General features: G+C 59.3%; 14 protein-coding genes. 6 read left to right on the top strand and 8 right to left on the bottom strand.

The features are described 5' to 3' along the window. The first annotated feature begins 29 nt into the window (after positions 1–29). On the top strand, positions 30–860 hold the full coding sequence (locus ACR0DJ_RS05140) for an aminoglycoside phosphotransferase family protein (RefSeq protein ID WP_480684094.1): 831 nt from the start codon (positions 30–32) through the stop codon (positions 858–860). On the opposite strand, the gene ACR0DJ_RS05135 is transcribed toward ACR0DJ_RS05140, so the two are convergent. The 3 genes from ACR0DJ_RS05135 to ACR0DJ_RS05125 all read right to left on the bottom strand — a co-directional run bounded on the left by ACR0DJ_RS05135 (position 854) and on the right by ACR0DJ_RS05125 (position 5,888). Next, entirely contained in the window at positions 854–3,343 is a 2,490-nt protein-coding gene (locus tag ACR0DJ_RS05135; protein WP_170343975.1) for a penicillin-binding protein 1A, read from the bottom strand. The genes ACR0DJ_RS05140 and ACR0DJ_RS05135 overlap by 7 nt on opposite strands. Before the next feature lie 94 nt (positions 3,344–3,437). After that, positions 3,438–4,658 (bottom strand): N-acetylmuramoyl-L-alanine amidase, encoded by a 1,221-nt coding sequence (locus ACR0DJ_RS05130; RefSeq protein ID WP_480684093.1) that lies wholly within the window; start codon positions 4,656–4,658, stop codon positions 3,438–3,440. A 66-nt stretch (positions 4,659–4,724) separates the two neighbouring features. Beyond that, entirely contained in the window at positions 4,725–5,888 is a 1,164-nt protein-coding gene (locus ACR0DJ_RS05125) for a pyridoxal phosphate-dependent aminotransferase (protein ID WP_480684092.1), read from the bottom strand. Between ACR0DJ_RS05125 and ACR0DJ_RS05120 the strand changes: the two genes are divergently transcribed. Genes ACR0DJ_RS05120 through ACR0DJ_RS05110 form a run of 3 tightly spaced genes read left to right on the top strand, consistent with a single transcriptional unit; the run spans position 5,887 to position 9,119 of the window. After that, the gene (locus ACR0DJ_RS05120; RefSeq protein ID WP_480684091.1) at positions 5,887–7,269 is read left to right on the top strand and encodes a M48 family metalloprotease; all 1,383 of its coding nucleotides are present in this window, start codon (positions 5,887–5,889) and stop codon (positions 7,267–7,269) included. The genes ACR0DJ_RS05125 and ACR0DJ_RS05120 overlap by 2 nt on opposite strands. Beyond that, positions 7,266–8,024 carry a DsbA family protein gene (locus ACR0DJ_RS05115; protein ID WP_257598918.1) on the top strand — a complete coding sequence of 253 codons (759 nt, stop codon included), beginning with the start codon at positions 7,266–7,268 and terminating at the stop codon, positions 8,022–8,024. Before ACR0DJ_RS05120 ends, ACR0DJ_RS05115 begins: the two co-directional genes overlap by 4 nt. A gap of 24 nt (positions 8,025–8,048) precedes the next feature. Next, the gene (locus tag ACR0DJ_RS05110) at positions 8,049–9,119 is read left to right on the top strand and encodes an agmatine deiminase family protein (protein ID WP_425078434.1); all 1,071 of its coding nucleotides are present in this window, start codon (positions 8,049–8,051) and stop codon (positions 9,117–9,119) included. 18 nt (positions 9,120–9,137) lie between these two features. On the opposite strand, the gene ispG is transcribed toward ACR0DJ_RS05110, so the two are convergent. The 3 genes from ispG to hemA form a co-directional block, all read right to left on the bottom strand. After that, positions 9,138–10,259: a flavodoxin-dependent (E)-4-hydroxy-3-methylbut-2-enyl-diphosphate synthase gene (gene ispG, locus ACR0DJ_RS05105; protein WP_170343969.1), complete on the bottom strand. Its 1,122-nt coding sequence runs from the start codon at positions 10,257–10,259 to the stop codon at positions 9,138–9,140. Between the two features lie 71 nt (positions 10,260–10,330). Beyond that, a complete protein-coding gene (locus ACR0DJ_RS05100; RefSeq protein WP_425078435.1) occupies positions 10,331–11,536 on the bottom strand; it encodes a helix-turn-helix domain-containing protein in 1,206 nt (401 codons plus the stop codon). Between the two features lie 129 nt (positions 11,537–11,665). After that, positions 11,666–12,889, bottom strand: a complete 1,224-nt coding sequence (hemA, locus tag ACR0DJ_RS05095; RefSeq protein ID WP_480684089.1) for a 5-aminolevulinate synthase — start codon at positions 12,887–12,889, stop codon at positions 11,666–11,668. A 326-nt stretch (positions 12,890–13,215) separates the two neighbouring features. Here hemA and ACR0DJ_RS05090 point away from each other — a divergent pair, with 326 nt between their 5' ends. Beyond that, positions 13,216–14,601: a dipeptidase gene (locus ACR0DJ_RS05090; protein WP_480684088.1), complete on the top strand. Its 1,386-nt coding sequence runs from the start codon at positions 13,216–13,218 to the stop codon at positions 14,599–14,601. 153 nt (positions 14,602–14,754) lie between these two features. Here the strand turns inward: ACR0DJ_RS05090 and lpdA are convergent, their stop codons facing one another. Further along, complete coding sequence (gene lpdA / locus ACR0DJ_RS05085; protein ID WP_171328054.1) at positions 14,755–16,149, bottom strand: dihydrolipoyl dehydrogenase; 1,395 nt, start codon at positions 16,147–16,149, stop codon at positions 14,755–14,757. Between the two features lie 213 nt (positions 16,150–16,362). On the opposite strand from lpdA, the gene ACR0DJ_RS05080 reads away from it, so the two are divergent. Continuing rightward, positions 16,363–16,797, top strand: coding sequence for a hypothetical protein (locus ACR0DJ_RS05080; protein ID WP_480684086.1), 435 nt, complete (start codon positions 16,363–16,365; stop codon positions 16,795–16,797). Between the two features lie 44 nt (positions 16,798–16,841). Here ACR0DJ_RS05080 and ACR0DJ_RS05075 read toward each other — a convergent pair whose 3' ends face one another. Next, positions 16,842–17,417, bottom strand: a complete 576-nt coding sequence (locus ACR0DJ_RS05075; RefSeq protein ID WP_170343963.1) for a DUF924 family protein — start codon at positions 17,415–17,417, stop codon at positions 16,842–16,844. Between the last annotated feature and the right edge of the window lie 27 nt (positions 17,418–17,444).

Below are 17,444 nucleotides of genomic sequence, written 5' to 3'. Positions count from 1 at the left end.
CGAGACACCACAAGACGGGCTGAGCGTGAATGCAAGGCACATTCAAAGAGTTTCTGGACCGATGGGATTTACTCCTGCCTGAACCGGTCGCCGAAACCGGTCATGCAAAGGTGTGGAAAGTGCTATCGAAACACGGCCCCGCAGCTTTGAAAGTCTACCGCAGGCAGGATCGCGGCAACGAAGCACTTGGCGCGGCTTTGCTGGATACATGGCGCGACAGGGGCGCGGTTGCGATACTGATAGAGGCACGAAACGCCGTACTGATGGAGTGGCTGGATGGTCCGTCCCTGGGCGATATCGCACGTTCGGGGCGCCATGACGACGCTGTTACGATCCTTGCAAAAACAGCATCTCGCCTGCACAGGGGAACTGTGACCCGTCTCGTTGGTTTAAAGCCGTTGGATCGGGTTTTCGCCCCTTTGTTTGACTGCACTTTTGCACCCACCTGCCCGCCCCTTTTTCGCAAGGACATGTTGTCAGCCATTGCTCTCGGTAAACAACTGCTGGACAGCCAACCCACGCAAGTACCTCTTCACGGAGATCTTCATCCGGACAACATCATTATGACAACGTCCGGACCACGGGTTATCGATGCAAAGGGATATATTGGAGACCCTGCCTTTGAACTATCCAATGCGTTGCGGCACCCCAAAGGAATGCCGGATTTGGTACGCAAGCCATTGCAGATCGAAACCTGTCTGTCGCGATATTCCAAAGCAATGAATGTACCGCAGCAACGGCTGGCCCAATGGGCAGCCGTCAAATGCGCCTTGTCCATCTGCTGGCGATCCGGCGGTGCCATCGAAAACGACCCGGAAGCCGGCCTTTTGCGCCTTTTTCTGGACGCGGCCGGTCAGTAAAGCCCCCCGGTACTCAGATCGCCTTGCGAGGCCTTGGGCCCAACCGTGATGGTTTGACCGGTGGAGGTTTGAACCTGCACACCTGCGCGCTGTGCTTCCTCGAACAAGGGCAGGTCGGAACCAATCGCAAAACCACCGTCATAAACACGGTCGATGAACCCATCGACACCGTCGCGGAAGAATTCGGCCACGACATAGTCGCCGGTGGCGTCATCCGGCAGGCGGGCGCCGCTGAAACGGTCGATTTTGATGAAATGACCACCTTCTGGAACCTTGAATGGCCCACCGCCATACTTTTCGACGGCTTTTTCCATGAAGCTCTGGAACACCGGGCCGCACAAGGTCCCACCATAAGCCCCCCGCCCCATCGGGCGCGGGCGGTCATAACCGATGTAGCAGCCCGCCACGATATTCGAGGTAAAGCCGATGAACCACGCATCCTTGGATTCGTTGGTGGTTCCGGTTTTGCCGGCCGTCGGCACCGGCAGGTTCACATAGCGCGAGGCCGTGCCACGATCCACCACGCCTTTCATCATGGACGTCAACTGATAGGCCGTGATGGCATCCATGACCTGCGCGCGGTCCGTGACAAGGGTCGGGGCCTCGTCGGGCTCGAGCCAGGTCGAGTTGCAATTCAGGCATTGACGATCATCATGACGATAGATGGTCTTGCCGAACCGGTCCTGAATACGGTCGACCAGAGTGGGCTCGACCCGCTGACCCCCGTTCGCGAACATCGCATAAGCGGCGACCATCTTATACAGCGTCGTTTCTTCGGACCCCAGCGAGTTGGCAAGGAACGCGCCCATCCGGTCATAGACGCCAAAGCGTTCGGCGTAACCTGCAACCACCGGCATCGTGACCTCTTGCGCCAGACGGATGGTCATCAGGTTCCGCGACTGCTCGATCCCGGTGCGCAAGGGGGTCGGCCCGTAGAACTTGTTCGACGAGTTCTTGGGCCGCCACAAGCCCTGTGGCGTGTTCACCTCGATCGGTGCGTCCACGACGATGGTTGCGGGGCTGTAGCCGCTGTCCAGCGCGGCGGCATAGACAAAGGGTTTGAAGCTGGACCCCGGCTGGCGCTGTGCCTGCGTGGCGCGGTTGAACACGGTGTCCTGATAAGAAAACCCGCCCTGCATCGCCAGAACGCGGCCCGAGTTCACATCCATCGCCACAAAGGCGCCCTGAACTTCGGGCACCTGACGGGCAGACCACTGCCCCTCTTCGCCCTCGACCACAAGGATCACATCCCCGCGCTTGAAGTTCGCCGCAAAATCACCCTGCATCCACTTGATATCGGACCGCGGAATGGTGCCATCCGCAGGGCCGTCCTCGATCCCGACGGTAAGTTGCTGATCCGAGACATTCAGAACCACGGCGGGATACCAGCGGGTCGGCAGCACCACATCGCGCGGGATTTCCAGAAGCGAAAGCGCCTCGCGCCACTGTGCCTCATCCGCCAGTTTTTCTTCCGGGATCACTTCGCCGGTGCCACGCCATTTCCCGCGCGACCGATCATATTTCTGCAACGCCGTGCGCAGGGCCTTAGCGGCCTCGACCTGCATTTCCTCGTCCACCGACGCACGAACCGTGAAGCCGCCGGTAAAGAACTCACCTTCACCAAAGTCCTCGCTCAGTTGACGACGGATTTCATCGGTGAAGTAATCGCGCGGCGGCAATGCGGTGCGGAAGCTTTCGAAATCGCCGTTCTGAACCGAGCGCAGCGGCATCTCGACCTCGGACTCATAGGTCGCCTGATCGATGTAACCGTTCTGGTACATCTCGCGCAGCACATAGTTTCGGCGGGCCAGCAGGCGTTCCTTTTCCCGAACCGGGTGATAATCCGACGGCGCCTTGGGCATTGCGGCCAACATCGCGGCCTCGTGCGGGGCCAGTTCCTGCAAGGTCTTGTTGAAATAGGTCTGCGCGGCGGCCGTCACACCGTACGAGTTCTGACCCAGAAAGATCTCGTTAAGGTAAAGTTCAAGGATCTGCTCCTTGTCCAGTGTGTCCTCGAGCCGGGTGGCGAGGATGATTTCCTTGATCTTGCGTTCTGCCCGGCGGTCGCCCGACAACAGGAAGTTCTTCATCACCTGCTGCGTGATGGTCGACGCACCGCGCACGGTTCCGCCTTTGGTTCGCACCGCTTCGACTCCTGCCGCGATGATCCCCCGCGGGTCATAGCCCTGATGGGTATAGAAATTCTTGTCTTCCGCCGAAATAAACGCCTGTTTCACCAGATCGGGAATTTCCGAGGACGGCGTGAACAGGCGGCGTTCCTGCGCGAATTCGTCGATCAACTGGCCTTCGCCCGAATAGATCCGGCTGATCGTCGGGGGCTTGTACTGGGCCAGGGATTCGTGGCTGGGAAGATCGCGGCCATACATCCAGAACACCGCACCGATCACCAGTGCGACCATGAAAATACCCAAGGTGACGATACTGAAGATCGCCCCGAAAATCGAAAGAATGAACCGGATCACGTTACTGCCTTTTTCTCGCGGTGGTGCCTATATAGTGTTGCACCGCCCAAGGGTCAAAACACCAAGCGCATTCTAGCCGTTTTGCGCCGTAAGGTCACTGGCCAATCAGGGATTTGCGGATCACATCCTGCTGACGCCAGTCTTCGATCCCCTGAAAGATCCCCAACGCCATAGCCGCCCGCCATTCCGAATTTCTCAGGTTTTCCCGGTCTCTGGGGCTGGAAAGGAACCCAAGCTCGATCAAAACAGACGGAATATCGGCCGCCTTGAGCACCGAGAACGACGCGGTCCGCAACGGTTTGCGGTTCATCGGCCCGCCCTGCTGGGCCATTCCGTTGGCGATCGCGCTGGCCAGCGACCTGGTCCGCGGCATCGTTTCCTGGCGCGCCAGATCAAGCAAAACATCAGCCACCTGATCATCGGCACCATTCAGATCGATGCCCGAGATCAAATCCCCCCGGTCATGTCGTTCAGCCAGTTTTGAACTGGCCACATCCGAAGCATCGGCAGACAGGGTATAGACGGCCGCCCCATGGGCCTGCCCTTCCGACAGGGAATCCGCGTGCAGCGAAATGAACAGATCCGCGCCAGCCCGATGCGCCAGGGCAATCCGACGTTCCAACGAGACGAACTGATCATCAACGCGGGTCAGGACCACCTCGTAACCTCCTGATCGCAATAACACTTCGCGCAGTTCGCGGGCAAAGGTCAGCATCAGGGTTTTTTCATCAACGTCATCGGTTTCGGCGCCCGGATCGATCCCGCCATGCCCCGGATCGAGCATTACGCGCAACGGTCGGTCCGCGGAACGCGAAGGTGCCTGCGGCACATCAGCCGGTTCCGGCAAGTCCCAACCCGGATTGCGCGGCGCACCTGCGGTTGCGTTGAACGTGTCAAAATCCGTGCCCTTGAGGTTCAGAGACAGCAGCGCCGCCCCCGAATCCTCGGCAACCGACAGCTCGGCTGTGTCTACGGCCATCGGTGCGCCCAGTTCCAACACCAGCCGCGACCAACCCGGAACATAGGCCCCGAATTGCACGCCGCTGACGCGTTCGGATTGCAGAAATTCCGTTCGGTTCAGCCCGGTCCAGTCCACTTCGTTGAAGTCCAGAACCATCCGGTACGGATCCTGCAAGGTGAAAATCCGGTACGGCACCCCCTGGCTCAGGCCGATATCCACGCGAACGCCGGTTCGCCCCACATCCGTGATGCGGCTTTGGTCAGGCTGAATGCGTGCCAGCGCGCTGAAATCCTGCGCGACGGCACTGCCTGCCAGCGCCCAGATCAGGGCGATGCAAAAGATGATCCTGCTCATGGCCTCAAGTTTTCCCGAGATCGCTTGCCGGGCAGCCTATACCACAAGGGCTGATTTGTGAACGGCTCAGGCAGGTTCCCCGATCGCCTTCCGTTCGGTCATGAACAGGCGCAACCGTTCCAGCCCGTCCTGAATGTCGACCGTCGAACGCGCATATGAAAACCGCAACGTCGTATGGCCGCGTTGCGGATCGAAATCCAGACCCGGCGTGACCGCGACACCGGCCTTGTCCAGAATCTCGGCCGCAAATGCGCGGCTGTCATCGGTCAGATCGGACACGTCGGCATAGACGTAAAACGCCCCGTCCGGCGGCGCGATGTTCGTGAAGCCCGCCTTGGGCAGGCCTTCCAGCATCAGCGCGCGGTTTCGGCGGTACACGTCCAGATTGGCCTGCAACTCGTCCTCGCAGTCCATCGCAGCCAGTGCCGCAACCTGACTGGCATGCGGCGCGCAGATGAACATGTTCTGGGATATCCGCTCGACCACGCGCACCTGATCCTCGGGCACGACCATCCATCCCACGCGCCAACCGGTCATCGAGAAATACTTGGAAAACGAGTTGATCACATAGCACTCATCCGTCAGTTCAAGCGCCGTCACGGCTTTTGCTTCATATTCCAGACCGTGATAGATTTCGTCGCTGATGAAAGACGCCCCCTGCCCGTGTGCGGCTTCGATCAGCGACCCCATGGCGGCACGGCCCAGCATCGTGCCGGTTGGATTCGCCGGAGACGCCACCATCAGACCCTTCAGGCCCATTCCCTGAATATCCGCTGCAACAGGTTGCAGACGGTTTTCAGGCGCGGTCGGCAGATCGACCGGTTCCAATCCAAGTGCCCTGAGAATCTGGCGATAGGACGGATATCCCGGCGCACCGATTCCAACCCGATCCCCGCTGTCGAACAATGCCGTGAAAGCCAGCAGAAACCCGCCGGACGATCCGGGCGTGATGATCACGCGCCCCGGGTTCAGGTCCACATCGTACCAATCCCCATAAAGCCGCGCGATACGCTTTCGCAGCGCAGGCAAGCCCAGGGACACCGTATAGCCCAACGGGCTTTGATCCATCGCTTTCGCCAGCGCCTCGGTCGCGCCCTTGGGTGCGCCGGTTCCGGGCTGTCCAACTTCCATGTGGATCACATGGCGGCCCGCTTCTTCCGCACGGCGCGCGGCCTCCATCACGTCCATCACGATGAAGGGATCGACCTCGGACCGGGTTGAGTTTCTCATGCCCATCTCCCATGTTGCAGCCATGGCTTTTGAACGCGTATCCCGGCTGACGTCAATCCCGGCTCTGATACTGTCGGTTGTCGTCTGGCTGACGGCGGCAACACAATCCCATGGGCAAAGCCTGATCCGCGACCCCGATATCGAGCATGGCCTGCGCGAGCTGGCGTTTCCGGTTCTGCGCGCCGCCGGCCTGAACACCAACCGGGTTCAAATCCTGGTGGTCAATGACAACACGTTCAATGCATTCGTCATCGACTACAACGCGATCTATTTGAATTACGGGCTGATCCTTACGGTCGAAAGCCCCGAAATGCTGCAAGCGGTGATCGCGCATGAGGCGGCGCATATCGCGAATGGTCATCTGGCCCGCCGCGCCGAAAACCTGAAGGCGGCGCGGCGCAATGCGGGCCTCGGCACCGCTCTGGCCCTGCTTGCGGCTGCGGCCGGAGGGGGTGAAGCCGCCATTGGTATTGCCGCAGGCACCCAGGGCGCCGCAATCCGCAGCTTTCTGGGCCATACCCGCGCCGAAGAAGCCTCGGCCGACCGAAGCGCCGCAAGCTATCTGCGATGGGCTCAGATTTCCCCCAGCGGCATGGTGAAGCTGCACAGGAAATTCGCGGGTCAGGAATTGCTGAGCGTCGCCAACCAGGACCCGTATATGCGGTCGCATCCCACCAGTCGTGAACGATTGCGCGCCGCCGAAGCGTTTCTGGATGAGTTCGGCGACAAGGCGGTTCCGAATGCCAATGCCGATTACTGGTTTGCCCGCGTCAAAGGCAAGCTGTCGGCCTTTTTACGCTCACCCAGTTGGACGCTACGACGCGCCAAAGAGGAAACCGCCCAGGACATCCGCCTTATGCGCGAGGCTTCGGCTTATCATCAGAACCGTGATTTGGATCGCGCGCGCCGTGCCATCGACGAGGCCCTGGCGCTGCGCCCGAATGACCCGTACTACTATGACCTGAAAGGGCAAATTCTGTTGGAGAACAGGCAAATAGGCGCGGCTGTTGAAGCGTACGGAAACGCTGTTGAAATGGCTCCGAACGATGCGCTGATCCTGGCTGGATACGGGCGGGCGTTGCTGGCGCAGGGGCAAACCAAACAGGCCTTGAGCGTTCTGGAAAAAGCCCGCGCCCGGGATTACCGGAACGCCAGGCTGTTGCAGGATCTTGGTGTGGCCTATGCTCAGGTTGGCAATGATGGTATGGCATCGACCGTGACGGCAGAGCGGTATGCGCTGCAAGGGCGGTTGAAAGATGCCGGAATTCACGCGAAACGCGCCGTGGCGCGACTGCCCGAGGGCTCACCGGGTTGGCAAAGGGCGCAAGACGTGTTGATTGCGTCGGAACGACTCAACAAAGACAAAAGGAAACGGAAATGATCCTCAGACATGCTGCACCCGCCCTTCTGGGGCTTTCCATGGCGGCAACCTCGGCGCAGGCGCTGGACCTGAACGCGATGAACGATGCCGAAAAAGCGGAATTTGGTGCCCAGGTGCGCGAATACCTGCTGGAAAATCCCGAAGTGATCCTCGAAGCCATCAACATTCTGGAACAGCGCAATGCCGTTGCAGAGGCCGCTGCGGACAAAGAACTGGTCGCCGCCAACTCGGATGAACTGTTCGATGACGGGTACAGCTGGGTCGGTGGCAACCCGGATGGTGACATCACGCTGGTCGAGTTCATGGACTACCGGTGTGGTTATTGCCGCCGGGCCGTGCCCGAAGTGGCCAGTCTGCTGTCAGAAGACGGCAACATCCGCCTTGTGATCAAGGAACTCCCCATCCTGGGTGATGCGTCCGTGCTGTCCTCACGCTTTGCCGTGGCCACCAAACACGTGGCGGGCGATGATGCGTACAAGCAGGTCCATGATGCCCTGCTGGAATTCACCGGCGAGCCAAGCGAAGTTTCCCTGCGCCGCATCTCGGACGGTTTGGGGCTGAACAGCGACGAGATCATCGCGGCGATGGACAGCGATCGCGTCACGGATGAGATCGCGCGCACCCGCGCTCTGGCACAGCGGATGCAGATCTCGGGCACGCCTTCGTTTGTGTTGGGCACAGAGATGTTGCGTGGCTATTTGCCAGCCGATCAGATGCAGCAGATCGTTGACGGCATACGTGCCGAACGCGGCTAAGGCCGGATTTGTCGGCAACGTGCCATGAAGCGGCGAGAATTTCTGGTGGCCGGAGGAGCGTTGGGTATGACGGGTTTCTCTGGCCAGTCTATTGCGCAGTCCGCAACCGGCTTCCACGTGCCGGCCGAAGACGCCCGGCATGATCGCACTTTCATGCAATGGCCGGTCAGCCGCAGCGTCTACCCCGACCCCGTTTTTCTGGAAATGGTACAGGGGACCATAGCGGTAATCGCAAACACGATCTCTGCTTTTGAGCCCGTCACACTGCTCGCGGGATCAGAGTATCACGCAGATATCCGCAAACAGCTTTCTGCGGCGGTCGAGATTTGGGATGTCCCGACCGAAGATCTGTGGTGCCGGGACGCAGGCCCGGTGTTCGCGATCAACAACCGCGGTGCGCTTGCAATCAAACAGATCCAGTTCAATGGATGGGGGCGAAAGCAGTTTCACGCACATGATGCGAAAATTGCTGGCAGAGTGGCCGAAAGGCTGGGTCTGCCCCTGTTGCCGACCGGGCTGATCGGCGAAGCCGGTGGCGTCGAGCAGGATGGGCATGGGACACTTATGGCGCATGAAAGCTCGTGGGTGAATGACAACCGCAATCCCGGCCTCACTCGGGACGAGATCGAAGCCCGGTTGTTGGCGGCCTATGGGGCCAAACGCATGATCTGGTCCGAAGGTGTCTGGGGCGAAGATATCACCGACTATCACATTGACAGTCTGGCCCGCTTTACCGGCCCCGGTCGCGGCATCATCAACTTGCCGGATAAGCCGGACAATCATGATCCTTTCCACATGGCCGCGTTGGACACCCATGATCGACTGGTTGCCGCGGGCCTGGACATGGACGTGATACCCGAACCGCATTACCGCCGTGTCAAGAACCCGGATTTCGTCGCCTCTTACGCCAATTACTACGTCTGCAATGGCGGTGTGATTGCGGCCCGGTTCGGAGACGCGGAAACAGACCAGATCGCGTCAGAAACGCTTGCAAGACACTATCCCGGACGTGACGTCGTAACACTTGACGTTGATCTGCTGGGAGAACTTGGCGGCGGCATCCATTGCGCCACACAACAGATGCCGGGTTTTTAGATGTAGCGAAGAACCCGACTATTCAGCCGCTTCAGCCGCCGCGTCCAGTTCAGCCGCCTTTTTCTCGACCTCTTCCACGATGTGATCGATCATCTGATCGTTCGACATCTTGTGGCTGGCCTTACCGGCCAGATAGACCATGCCGGACCCTGCCCCGCCGCCGGTGAAACCAACATCGGTCATCAGCGCTTCGCCCGGCCCGTTGACCACGCAACCGATGATCGACAGGCTCATGGGCGTCTTGATGTGTTCAAGGCGATGTTCCAGCGCCTCGACGGTTTTGATGACATCAAAACCCTGTCGCGCGCAGGACGGGCATGAGATGATATTGACGCCCCTATGGCGCAGGCCAAGAGATTTGAGGATCTCAAACCCGACCTTCACCTCTTCCACCGGATCAGCAGACAGGCTGACGCGGATCGTGTCGCCGATCCCCATCCACAGCAGGTTGCCAAGGCCGATGGCCGATTTGATCGTACCGCTGACCAGCCCCCCAGCCTCGGTAATGCCCAGGTGGATGGGGGCATCCGTCGCCTCGGCAATACCTTGATAGGCCGCGGCGGACAGGAACACGTCGCTGGCCTTTACGCTGATCTTGAACTCGTGAAAATCATTGTCCTGAAGGATGCGGATATGTTCCAGCCCGCTTTCGACCATCGCCTCGGGGCACGGCTCGCCATATTTCTCAAGCAGGTGCTTTTCCAGGCTGCCCGCGTTCACGCCGATGCGGATCGAGCAGTTGTGGTCGCGCGCCGCCTGGATTACCTCTTTCACGCGGGTTTCGTCACCGATATTGCCGGGATTGATGCGCAGACAGGCAGCGCCCGCTTCGGCGGCTTCGATGCCGCGCCGATAGTGGAAATGAATATCCGCCACGATGGGCACGGGGCTTTCCCGAACGATCTGTTTCAGCGCCTTGGACGACGCCTCATCAGGAACCGAGACGCGAACGATGTCAGCGCCAGCCTCGGCCGCCGCCTGCACCTGCGCCACGGTCGCCGCCACATCGGTGGTCAACGTGTTGGTCATGGTTTGAACGGCAATGGGTGCATCGCCACCAACGGCGACGTTGCCGACCATGATTTGACGGGATTTACGACGGTAGATGTCGCGCCATGGGCGCACGTGATTGAGGGACATAAGGACGGATCCGCGTCTGCCTGAGTTGCGATTGTAGATAGTTCGGCAACGGGGTTATCGCAATGGCTAGATCACTCGGCGGGCGTTTCTGTCGCCTCGGTTTGCAGTTCCGCCACCAGTTGCTTGAGCGCGCTGTTCTGTTCCGCCTCAAGATCGGCGACGGCATAGGACTCGGACACGGCGTCTTTCGACAGAACGACACCCTTGGCGACCGTGCCCGGAGCACCCGCCGGGCCGTAGTGCTTACCGTTTATCGCGAAGTAAACGGATCCCGATGCGCCCGCACGCAACAACGGCGGTTCTTCCGTCAGGGGCACTTCGAACACACTGCCCTGCTCGACGGTACCCAGTGTGCCTTCGAAAATGACGCTGCCATCCGCAGCCGTCACGCGCATCCATGCCGGATCAACAGCCACGATCTTGAGCGTGGTATCGATCTGTTCGACCACTTGCGGCAGGGCGGGTTTTTCGACCGTGTGCAGTTCAGCCACTTCGAACTGCGGCAATTCGGGCGGGCGGAAAGTTCCAACCTCGCGCGGATCAAGCGTCGAGATCGGAGCATCCCGCGCAACCAGCACCGGAACATCCAGTGCCTGCGGACGATAGAGACGGTCCAATGCTTCGGCGCTTGCCACCTGTGCAGCATCATCCGACACGTTGCTGCGCACCGCATCCAGCGGATCCAGATCAGACAGAACCACCGGAGCTTGTTCAACCGGGCTGACCTGTACTTGCTGAATTCTGTTCAGAACAGCCCAGCCGCCATAGCCGATGCCACCGATCACCGCCAGCAATACCAGTGACGAACCGATTGCGCGGGGTTCAATCTGGCTGACCAGGGACTCCTTGCCCGGAATATAGGGTGTATTGGGCGAAATGAACGGATCCCGCCCCATCGGGCCGCGTGCAGGCAGAGCCCCGGAAGGCTTCCGCACCACCGAGGCCTCTGCGGACATGCCATGCGCGACCTCGAATCCGCTTTCCTGGCAGAAAGACGCAAAGGTCTCATCAGGGTTCATGCCCAGATAGCGTGCGTAGGAACGCACATACCCGGCGATAAAGCCGGGTGTATCAAACGCATCGGGGTCGGCGTTTTCAATTGCAGCGATATAGTTGGCTTTGATCCGCAGCTCGCGCTGAACATCCAGAAGAGATTTGCCCATCGTTGCGCGTTCACCGCGCATCTTGTCGCCTAGGCGAACTTCATAGTCGTCAAACCCTTTTGGTCTGACATCTACGTCCTCTTCGGATTCGCGCTGAGATCTGCGCCCAATCATCCCTGCTGCCCCATTCTGCCTGTCGCGTATTTCGCGTAAGTGGCGAATCATCCCCACAATGATTCGTCTACTCGTTTTGTTAGCGTAAGCTTAACACGCGGCAAACTCGTTGCACACTTTGGCGTTAGGTTATCCGGCAAGTTCGGCGCGATTTAGCGCACAATGTGACCAAAGTTCGTCCATCGCCTGCACCAGACGGTTCATTTCGTCGGGTCCATGCACCGGAGACGGGGTAAAACGCAGACGCTCGGTTCCGCGCGGGACGGTCGGGAAGTTGATCGGTTGCACGTAAATGCCATAATCGTCCAGCAGCATGTCGCTGAGCTTTTTGGTGTGTACCGGATTGCCGACGATCACAGGCACGATGTGGCTGCCGTGGTCGATCAGCGGCAGGCCCATCCCCTTCAGCCGCAGCTTGAGGATCTTCGCCTGGGTCTGGTGCTGCTCGCGCAGTTCAGGCGCGGATTTCAGGTATGCAACGGATGCCGCAGCCCCTGCGGCAACCGCCGGCGGCAACGACGTCGTAAAGATGAAGCCCGGCGCATAAGACCGCACGGCATCGCACATCTTGGCGCTGGCCGCGATATAGCCCCCCATGACGCCATAGGCCTTGGCCAGAGTGCCATTGATGATGTCGATCCGATGTGCCAGGCGATCCCGCTCGGTCACGCCGCCACCGCGCGGGCCATACATGCCCACCGCGTGCACTTCGTCGATATAGGTCAGCGCGCCGAATTCATCGGCCAGATCACAGATTTCTTCGATCGGACCAAAATCACCGTCCATCGAATAGACGGACTCGAAGGCGATCAGCTTGGGCGCGGCGGGATCGTCCGCCTCGAGCAATTCGCGCAGATGTGCCACGTCGTTATGGCGGAAGATGCGCTTGGCGCCCCCGTTTCGGCGCACCCCTTCAATCATCGAAGCATGGTTCAGCGCGTCAGAATAGATGATCAGCCCCGGGAACAGCTTGGGCAGCGTACTGAGGGTGGCGTCATTGGCAATATACGCGCTGGTGAACAACAGCGCGGCTTCCTTGCCATGCAGATCGGCCAGTTCGGCCTCGAGCCGTTTGTGATAGACCGTTGTCCCCGAGATGTTGCGCGTCCCGCCCGACCCGGCGCCGGTTGCGTCGATCGCTTCGTGCATCGCTTGCAACACGACCGGGTGCTGGCCCATGCCCAGATAGTCATTGCCGCACCACACGGTGATGTCCTGCTGCGACCCGTCGGGGCGCGTACGCACTGCATGGGGAAACTGTCCGTTGAGACGTTCGATATCGATGAAGGTCCGGTAACGTCCTTCGTCATGCAGCCTGGCAATCGCTGAATCGAGCTGAGCAGTATAGTCCAACGGACCCTCCTTGAATGCCCGTTTCCGGTTTCCCTCGGGCAATTAGTCTGCCACATCCCACAGCTTAACCTGTATCAGCAGCTTTGTGTTACTTTATTCAGCTGGTTACAGCCGAACAGGTGAACCCAACTTTGATTTGCATCAAATATAAGTTTGCAATGCTCACGGCAAGTATAGTTCCGGCCATCGAACGCGTGGAAACGACGCAGCCCGCACAGCGCGATTTCGCGGGCTTGTGATCGCATGAACAATTCAGATCAACCGCTCTGGACGGCGCTGTCAACGCTGCTAGGGTTCGACCGAACACAGACAAGCAGGAGATCCCCATGTCGCTAGACACCGTGCTGAACCGGATTGACGAAGATCTGCAAAAATCGATCGACCGCCTGATGGAGCTGCTGCGCATCCCCTCGATCTCGACCGATCCCGCCTACAAGGCTGATGTCAGCCGTGCAGCCGACTGGCTGGTTGCCGACCTCAACGGTATCGGAATTGCAGCAGAAAAACGGGAAACCCCGGGGCACCCGATGGTCGTAGGCCATGTGGGAGAGGACTCGGATGCACCGCATATCCTGTTCTACGGCCATTATGACGTGCAACCCGTCGATCCGTTGAACCTTTGGACACGCGACCCGTTTGACCCCGCCATCGAAGACACCGAGCACGGCCCGGTCATCCGCGGGCGCGGGGCATCGGACGACAAAGGTCAGCTGATGACATTCGTCGAAGCCTGCCGCGCCTGGAAAGCCGTGCACGGATCCCTGCCCTGCCGCATCACCTTCTTCTTTGAGGGCGAAGAAGAATCCGGCTCACCCTCGCTGGTCCCCTTCCTCGAAGACAACGCGGCCGAACTCAAAGCGGATCTGGCGCTGGTTTGCGATACATCCATGGTATCGCGAGGTGTTCCGTCGATCGCCGCACAGCTGCGCGGCATGCTGAAGGACGAGTTCACCATCATCGGGCCCCGCATCGATCTGCACTCTGGCCATTACGGTGGCCCGGGCCTGAACCCGCTGCGCGAACTGTCGAAAATCGTTGCCTCATTCTATGACGACGAAACCGGTCGTGTCGCGGTCGAAGGGTTTTATGAAGGCGTTCATGAAGTGCCGCAGGACCAGTTGCGTCAGTGGCAAAACTGCGGCTTCGACGAAGCGGATTACCTGAACTCGGTCGGATACACCCAGCCACACGGCGAAAAAGCGTATTCGACGCTCGAGCAACAATGGGCGCGTCCGACACTTGAGGTGAACGGGCTGTGGGGCGGGTACAACGGCGCGGGTTCGAAAACCGTTATCCCTTCGGAAGCGCATTGTAAAATAACGTGCCGACTGGTCGGCGACATGGACCCCGACGCGCTGCGCAGCAAGATCCGCAAACATGTCGAGGATCGCCTGTCCCCGGATGCAAAAGTAGTCTGGGACAACGATCTGGAAGGTTCGCCCGCTTCGGTCATGAATATCGATCGCCCGGAATTCGAAGCCGCGCGCAAAGCATTGTCGGACGAATGGGACCGCGAAGCGGTGTTTACCGGCATGGGCGGCTCGATCCCCGTCGTCGGGTACTTCAATACCGTTCTGGGGCTGGATTCGATGCTGGTCGGCTATGCCAACGAAGACGACGCCATCCATTCGCCGAATGAGAAATACGACGTCAAAAGCTTCCACAAGGGCATCCGTTCGTGGGCCCGCATTCTGGATGCTTTGAACAGGTAGCGGATTTCAGCGAGGCTCTGCCTCGCGCTCCGGGATATTTGCAGCCAGATGAATAAAGGCCCCCTTGTTCATCTGGCCGAAAATATCCCGGGGGAGCCGCGCGCAGCAAGGCGGGGGCAGAGCCCCCTGCCCGGCCGCAACACGCATACGACGTTACATGTGGATCACGCGGCCATACGCATCCAACACGCTTTCGTGCATCATTTCTGACAGAGTCGGGTGCGGGAAGACCGTGTTCATCAGATCTTCTTCGGTGGTCTCCAGCTGCCGCCCAACCACATAGCCCTGAATCAGTTCCGTGACTTCCGCGCCGATCATATGCGCCCCCAGCAGTTCGCCTGTCTTGGCGTCGAACACGGTTTTGATCAGACCTTCCGGTTCGCCCAGAGCTATGGCCTTGCCGTTGCCGATGAAAGGGAAGCGACCGACTTTGATGTCATAACCCAGCTCTTTGGCCTTGGCTTCGGTATATCCCACCGAGGCCACCTGCGGCTGACAATAGGTGCATCCGGCGATGCTTTCGGGCTTGACCGGATGCGCATGCTGGCCTGCGATCAGATCAGCGACCATGACCCCTTCGTGGCTGGCTTTATGTGCAAGCCAGGGCGCGCCCGCGATGTCACCAATCGCATAAAGGCCATCGACACCGGTGCGGCAATATTCATCCGTCACCACATGCGTGCGGTCGATCTTTACGCCCAGCGCCTCCAGGCCCAGGTTTTCGACATTTCCTACGATCCCGACAGCGGAAATCACGGTGTCGAACTCGTGCTTCTCAACCTTGCCCTTGACCTCGATATGAGCGGTCACCTTGCCCTTGCCGCGATCCAGTTGCTTGACCATGGCTTTTTCCATGATGGTCATGCCTTGCTTGGTAAAGGCTTTCTTGGCCAGGGCACTGATTTCCGCATCTTCCACGGGCAACACGCGGTCCATCACCTCGACCACCGTCGTATCGGCCCCGAGCGTGTTGTAGAAACTCGCAAACTCGATGCCGATCGCGCCCGAGCCGATGACCAGCAACTTTTTGGGCATCCGGGGCGGTTGCAGCGCGTGCTTGTAGGTCCAGACCAGATCGCCGTCAGCCTCGAGACCGGGCAGTTCGCGGGCCCGCGCGCCGGTTGCAAGAATGATGTTCTTGGCCGTCAGTTCTTCGGTGCCCTTATCGGTCTTGACGCTGACCTTGCCTTTTGCGGGGATCGTCGCCTCACCCATCACCACGGCGACCTTGTTCTTCTTCAGCAGATGGCCGATGCCGCCCGAAAGCTGCCCGGCAACGCCACGCGATCTTTTGACGACCGCGTCCAGATCGTAACCGATCTTGTCGGCCTTCAATCCGAAATCCTTGGCGCGTTCCATCAGGTGAAACACTTCGGAGGACCGCAGCAACGCCTTGGTAGGTATGCACCCCCAGTTCAGGCAGATGCCACCAAGGTGCTCGCGCTCGACCACGACGGTTTTCAGACCAAGCTGGGCCGCACGGATGGCGGCGACATAGCCACCGGGGCCAGCCCCGATTACGATCAGATCATAGGATTGTGCAGCCATGTGTTCCTCTCGGCGCAGGTGGTGAAAATTTAGTTTACCATTAAACTATTTCCAGAAACGCATCAACACGCCTTCCCGCGACAAATGAGACGCAGGGTAAACCATGCCTGAATATGCGGATTTCAGCCTATACCCCGGCCCGTGCTATGGCTAGAACAGAACCGCCGACGCCGCTCGGACATTTGTGAAGACATTGAATTCAAGAGGTTTACTATGGCCAAAACACTAATAGATCTGACGCTTGCTCTGCTCAACGCAACTTTGATACTTGTCGCCCTGTGCCTGTTTCTGGGCTGGAAGCTGGTATCGAAAGTCGAAAGCGTCTCGGCAGAATTCTCGGAGGCTGTGCAGGTTCTTGCCCCTATTCGGGATGAGGCAAAGGGCATTCGGGGCGAACTTTCCGCGCTGCGTGGTGATTTGGCGACCCTGAGGAGTGAGAACCAGATCACCGACAGTCAAGCCGCACAAGACATCCAGGCAGCGTTGCGCCGCCTGAACGCAGTTGACCAAAAGCTGCAAACTGCGCAGGAGCAGTTCACTGAACTTGCGGAGACACCAGAGGTTCTGATCGCCCAAGCCATACAGACCGGAGCTGACATCGCATCCGAACGCGTCTTGGCGTTCAAAGGATGTGAGCCGGGATCCTGAAGCCACCGCACGAACGACCGAGGCGCACAACCTGTACTGCGTTCTCAGGCCATCGCTTGCAGTTCTCGCACGGTGCTGCCATAGCCGCCCATGTCGACGTAAGCCTCTTCATGCGGGGTCGAACTGCGCGACAGTGCTTTGTTCCGGTAGGGGAAACGACCGAACTTGCGGATCACTTCACGATGGGCTCGGGCGTGCAGCAGATTGCTTGTATCGCCGCTCAGGTTCTGACAGATCAGACGCACGCAGCGTTCCTGATCGCACAGATTCTCCGAATGCATCATCGGCAGGTAAAAGAACTGCCGGGCCGGTTCATCGATCTTCTTGTCCCAACCTTTGTCGACCGCGCATTTCGCCGCCGCCAGGGCCGCTCGGTCCGTCGCGAAAGCACGCGCCTGCCCGCGGAACATGTTGCGTGGAAACTGGTCCGTCAGAATTATGTAAGCCAGTGACCCGCTGGGATAGGTCAGCCAGAGCGAAAACTTGCCCTCGGCCGCAGCTTCCCACGTTGATTGAAAACGTGCGCGGATTTCTGAATCCAGCGCTTCATCCTCAATGTACCAGCCCTTTGGACCCACCTCATCTAACCAAAAACTCAATACTTCTTCAGGCGTTACCATTGCCTTAAACTCCGTCTTGTGCCCGTA

This window comes from Ruegeria sp. BF10 (assembly GCF_056538725.1).
This window is presented reverse-complemented; position numbering and strand designations above follow the sequence as displayed.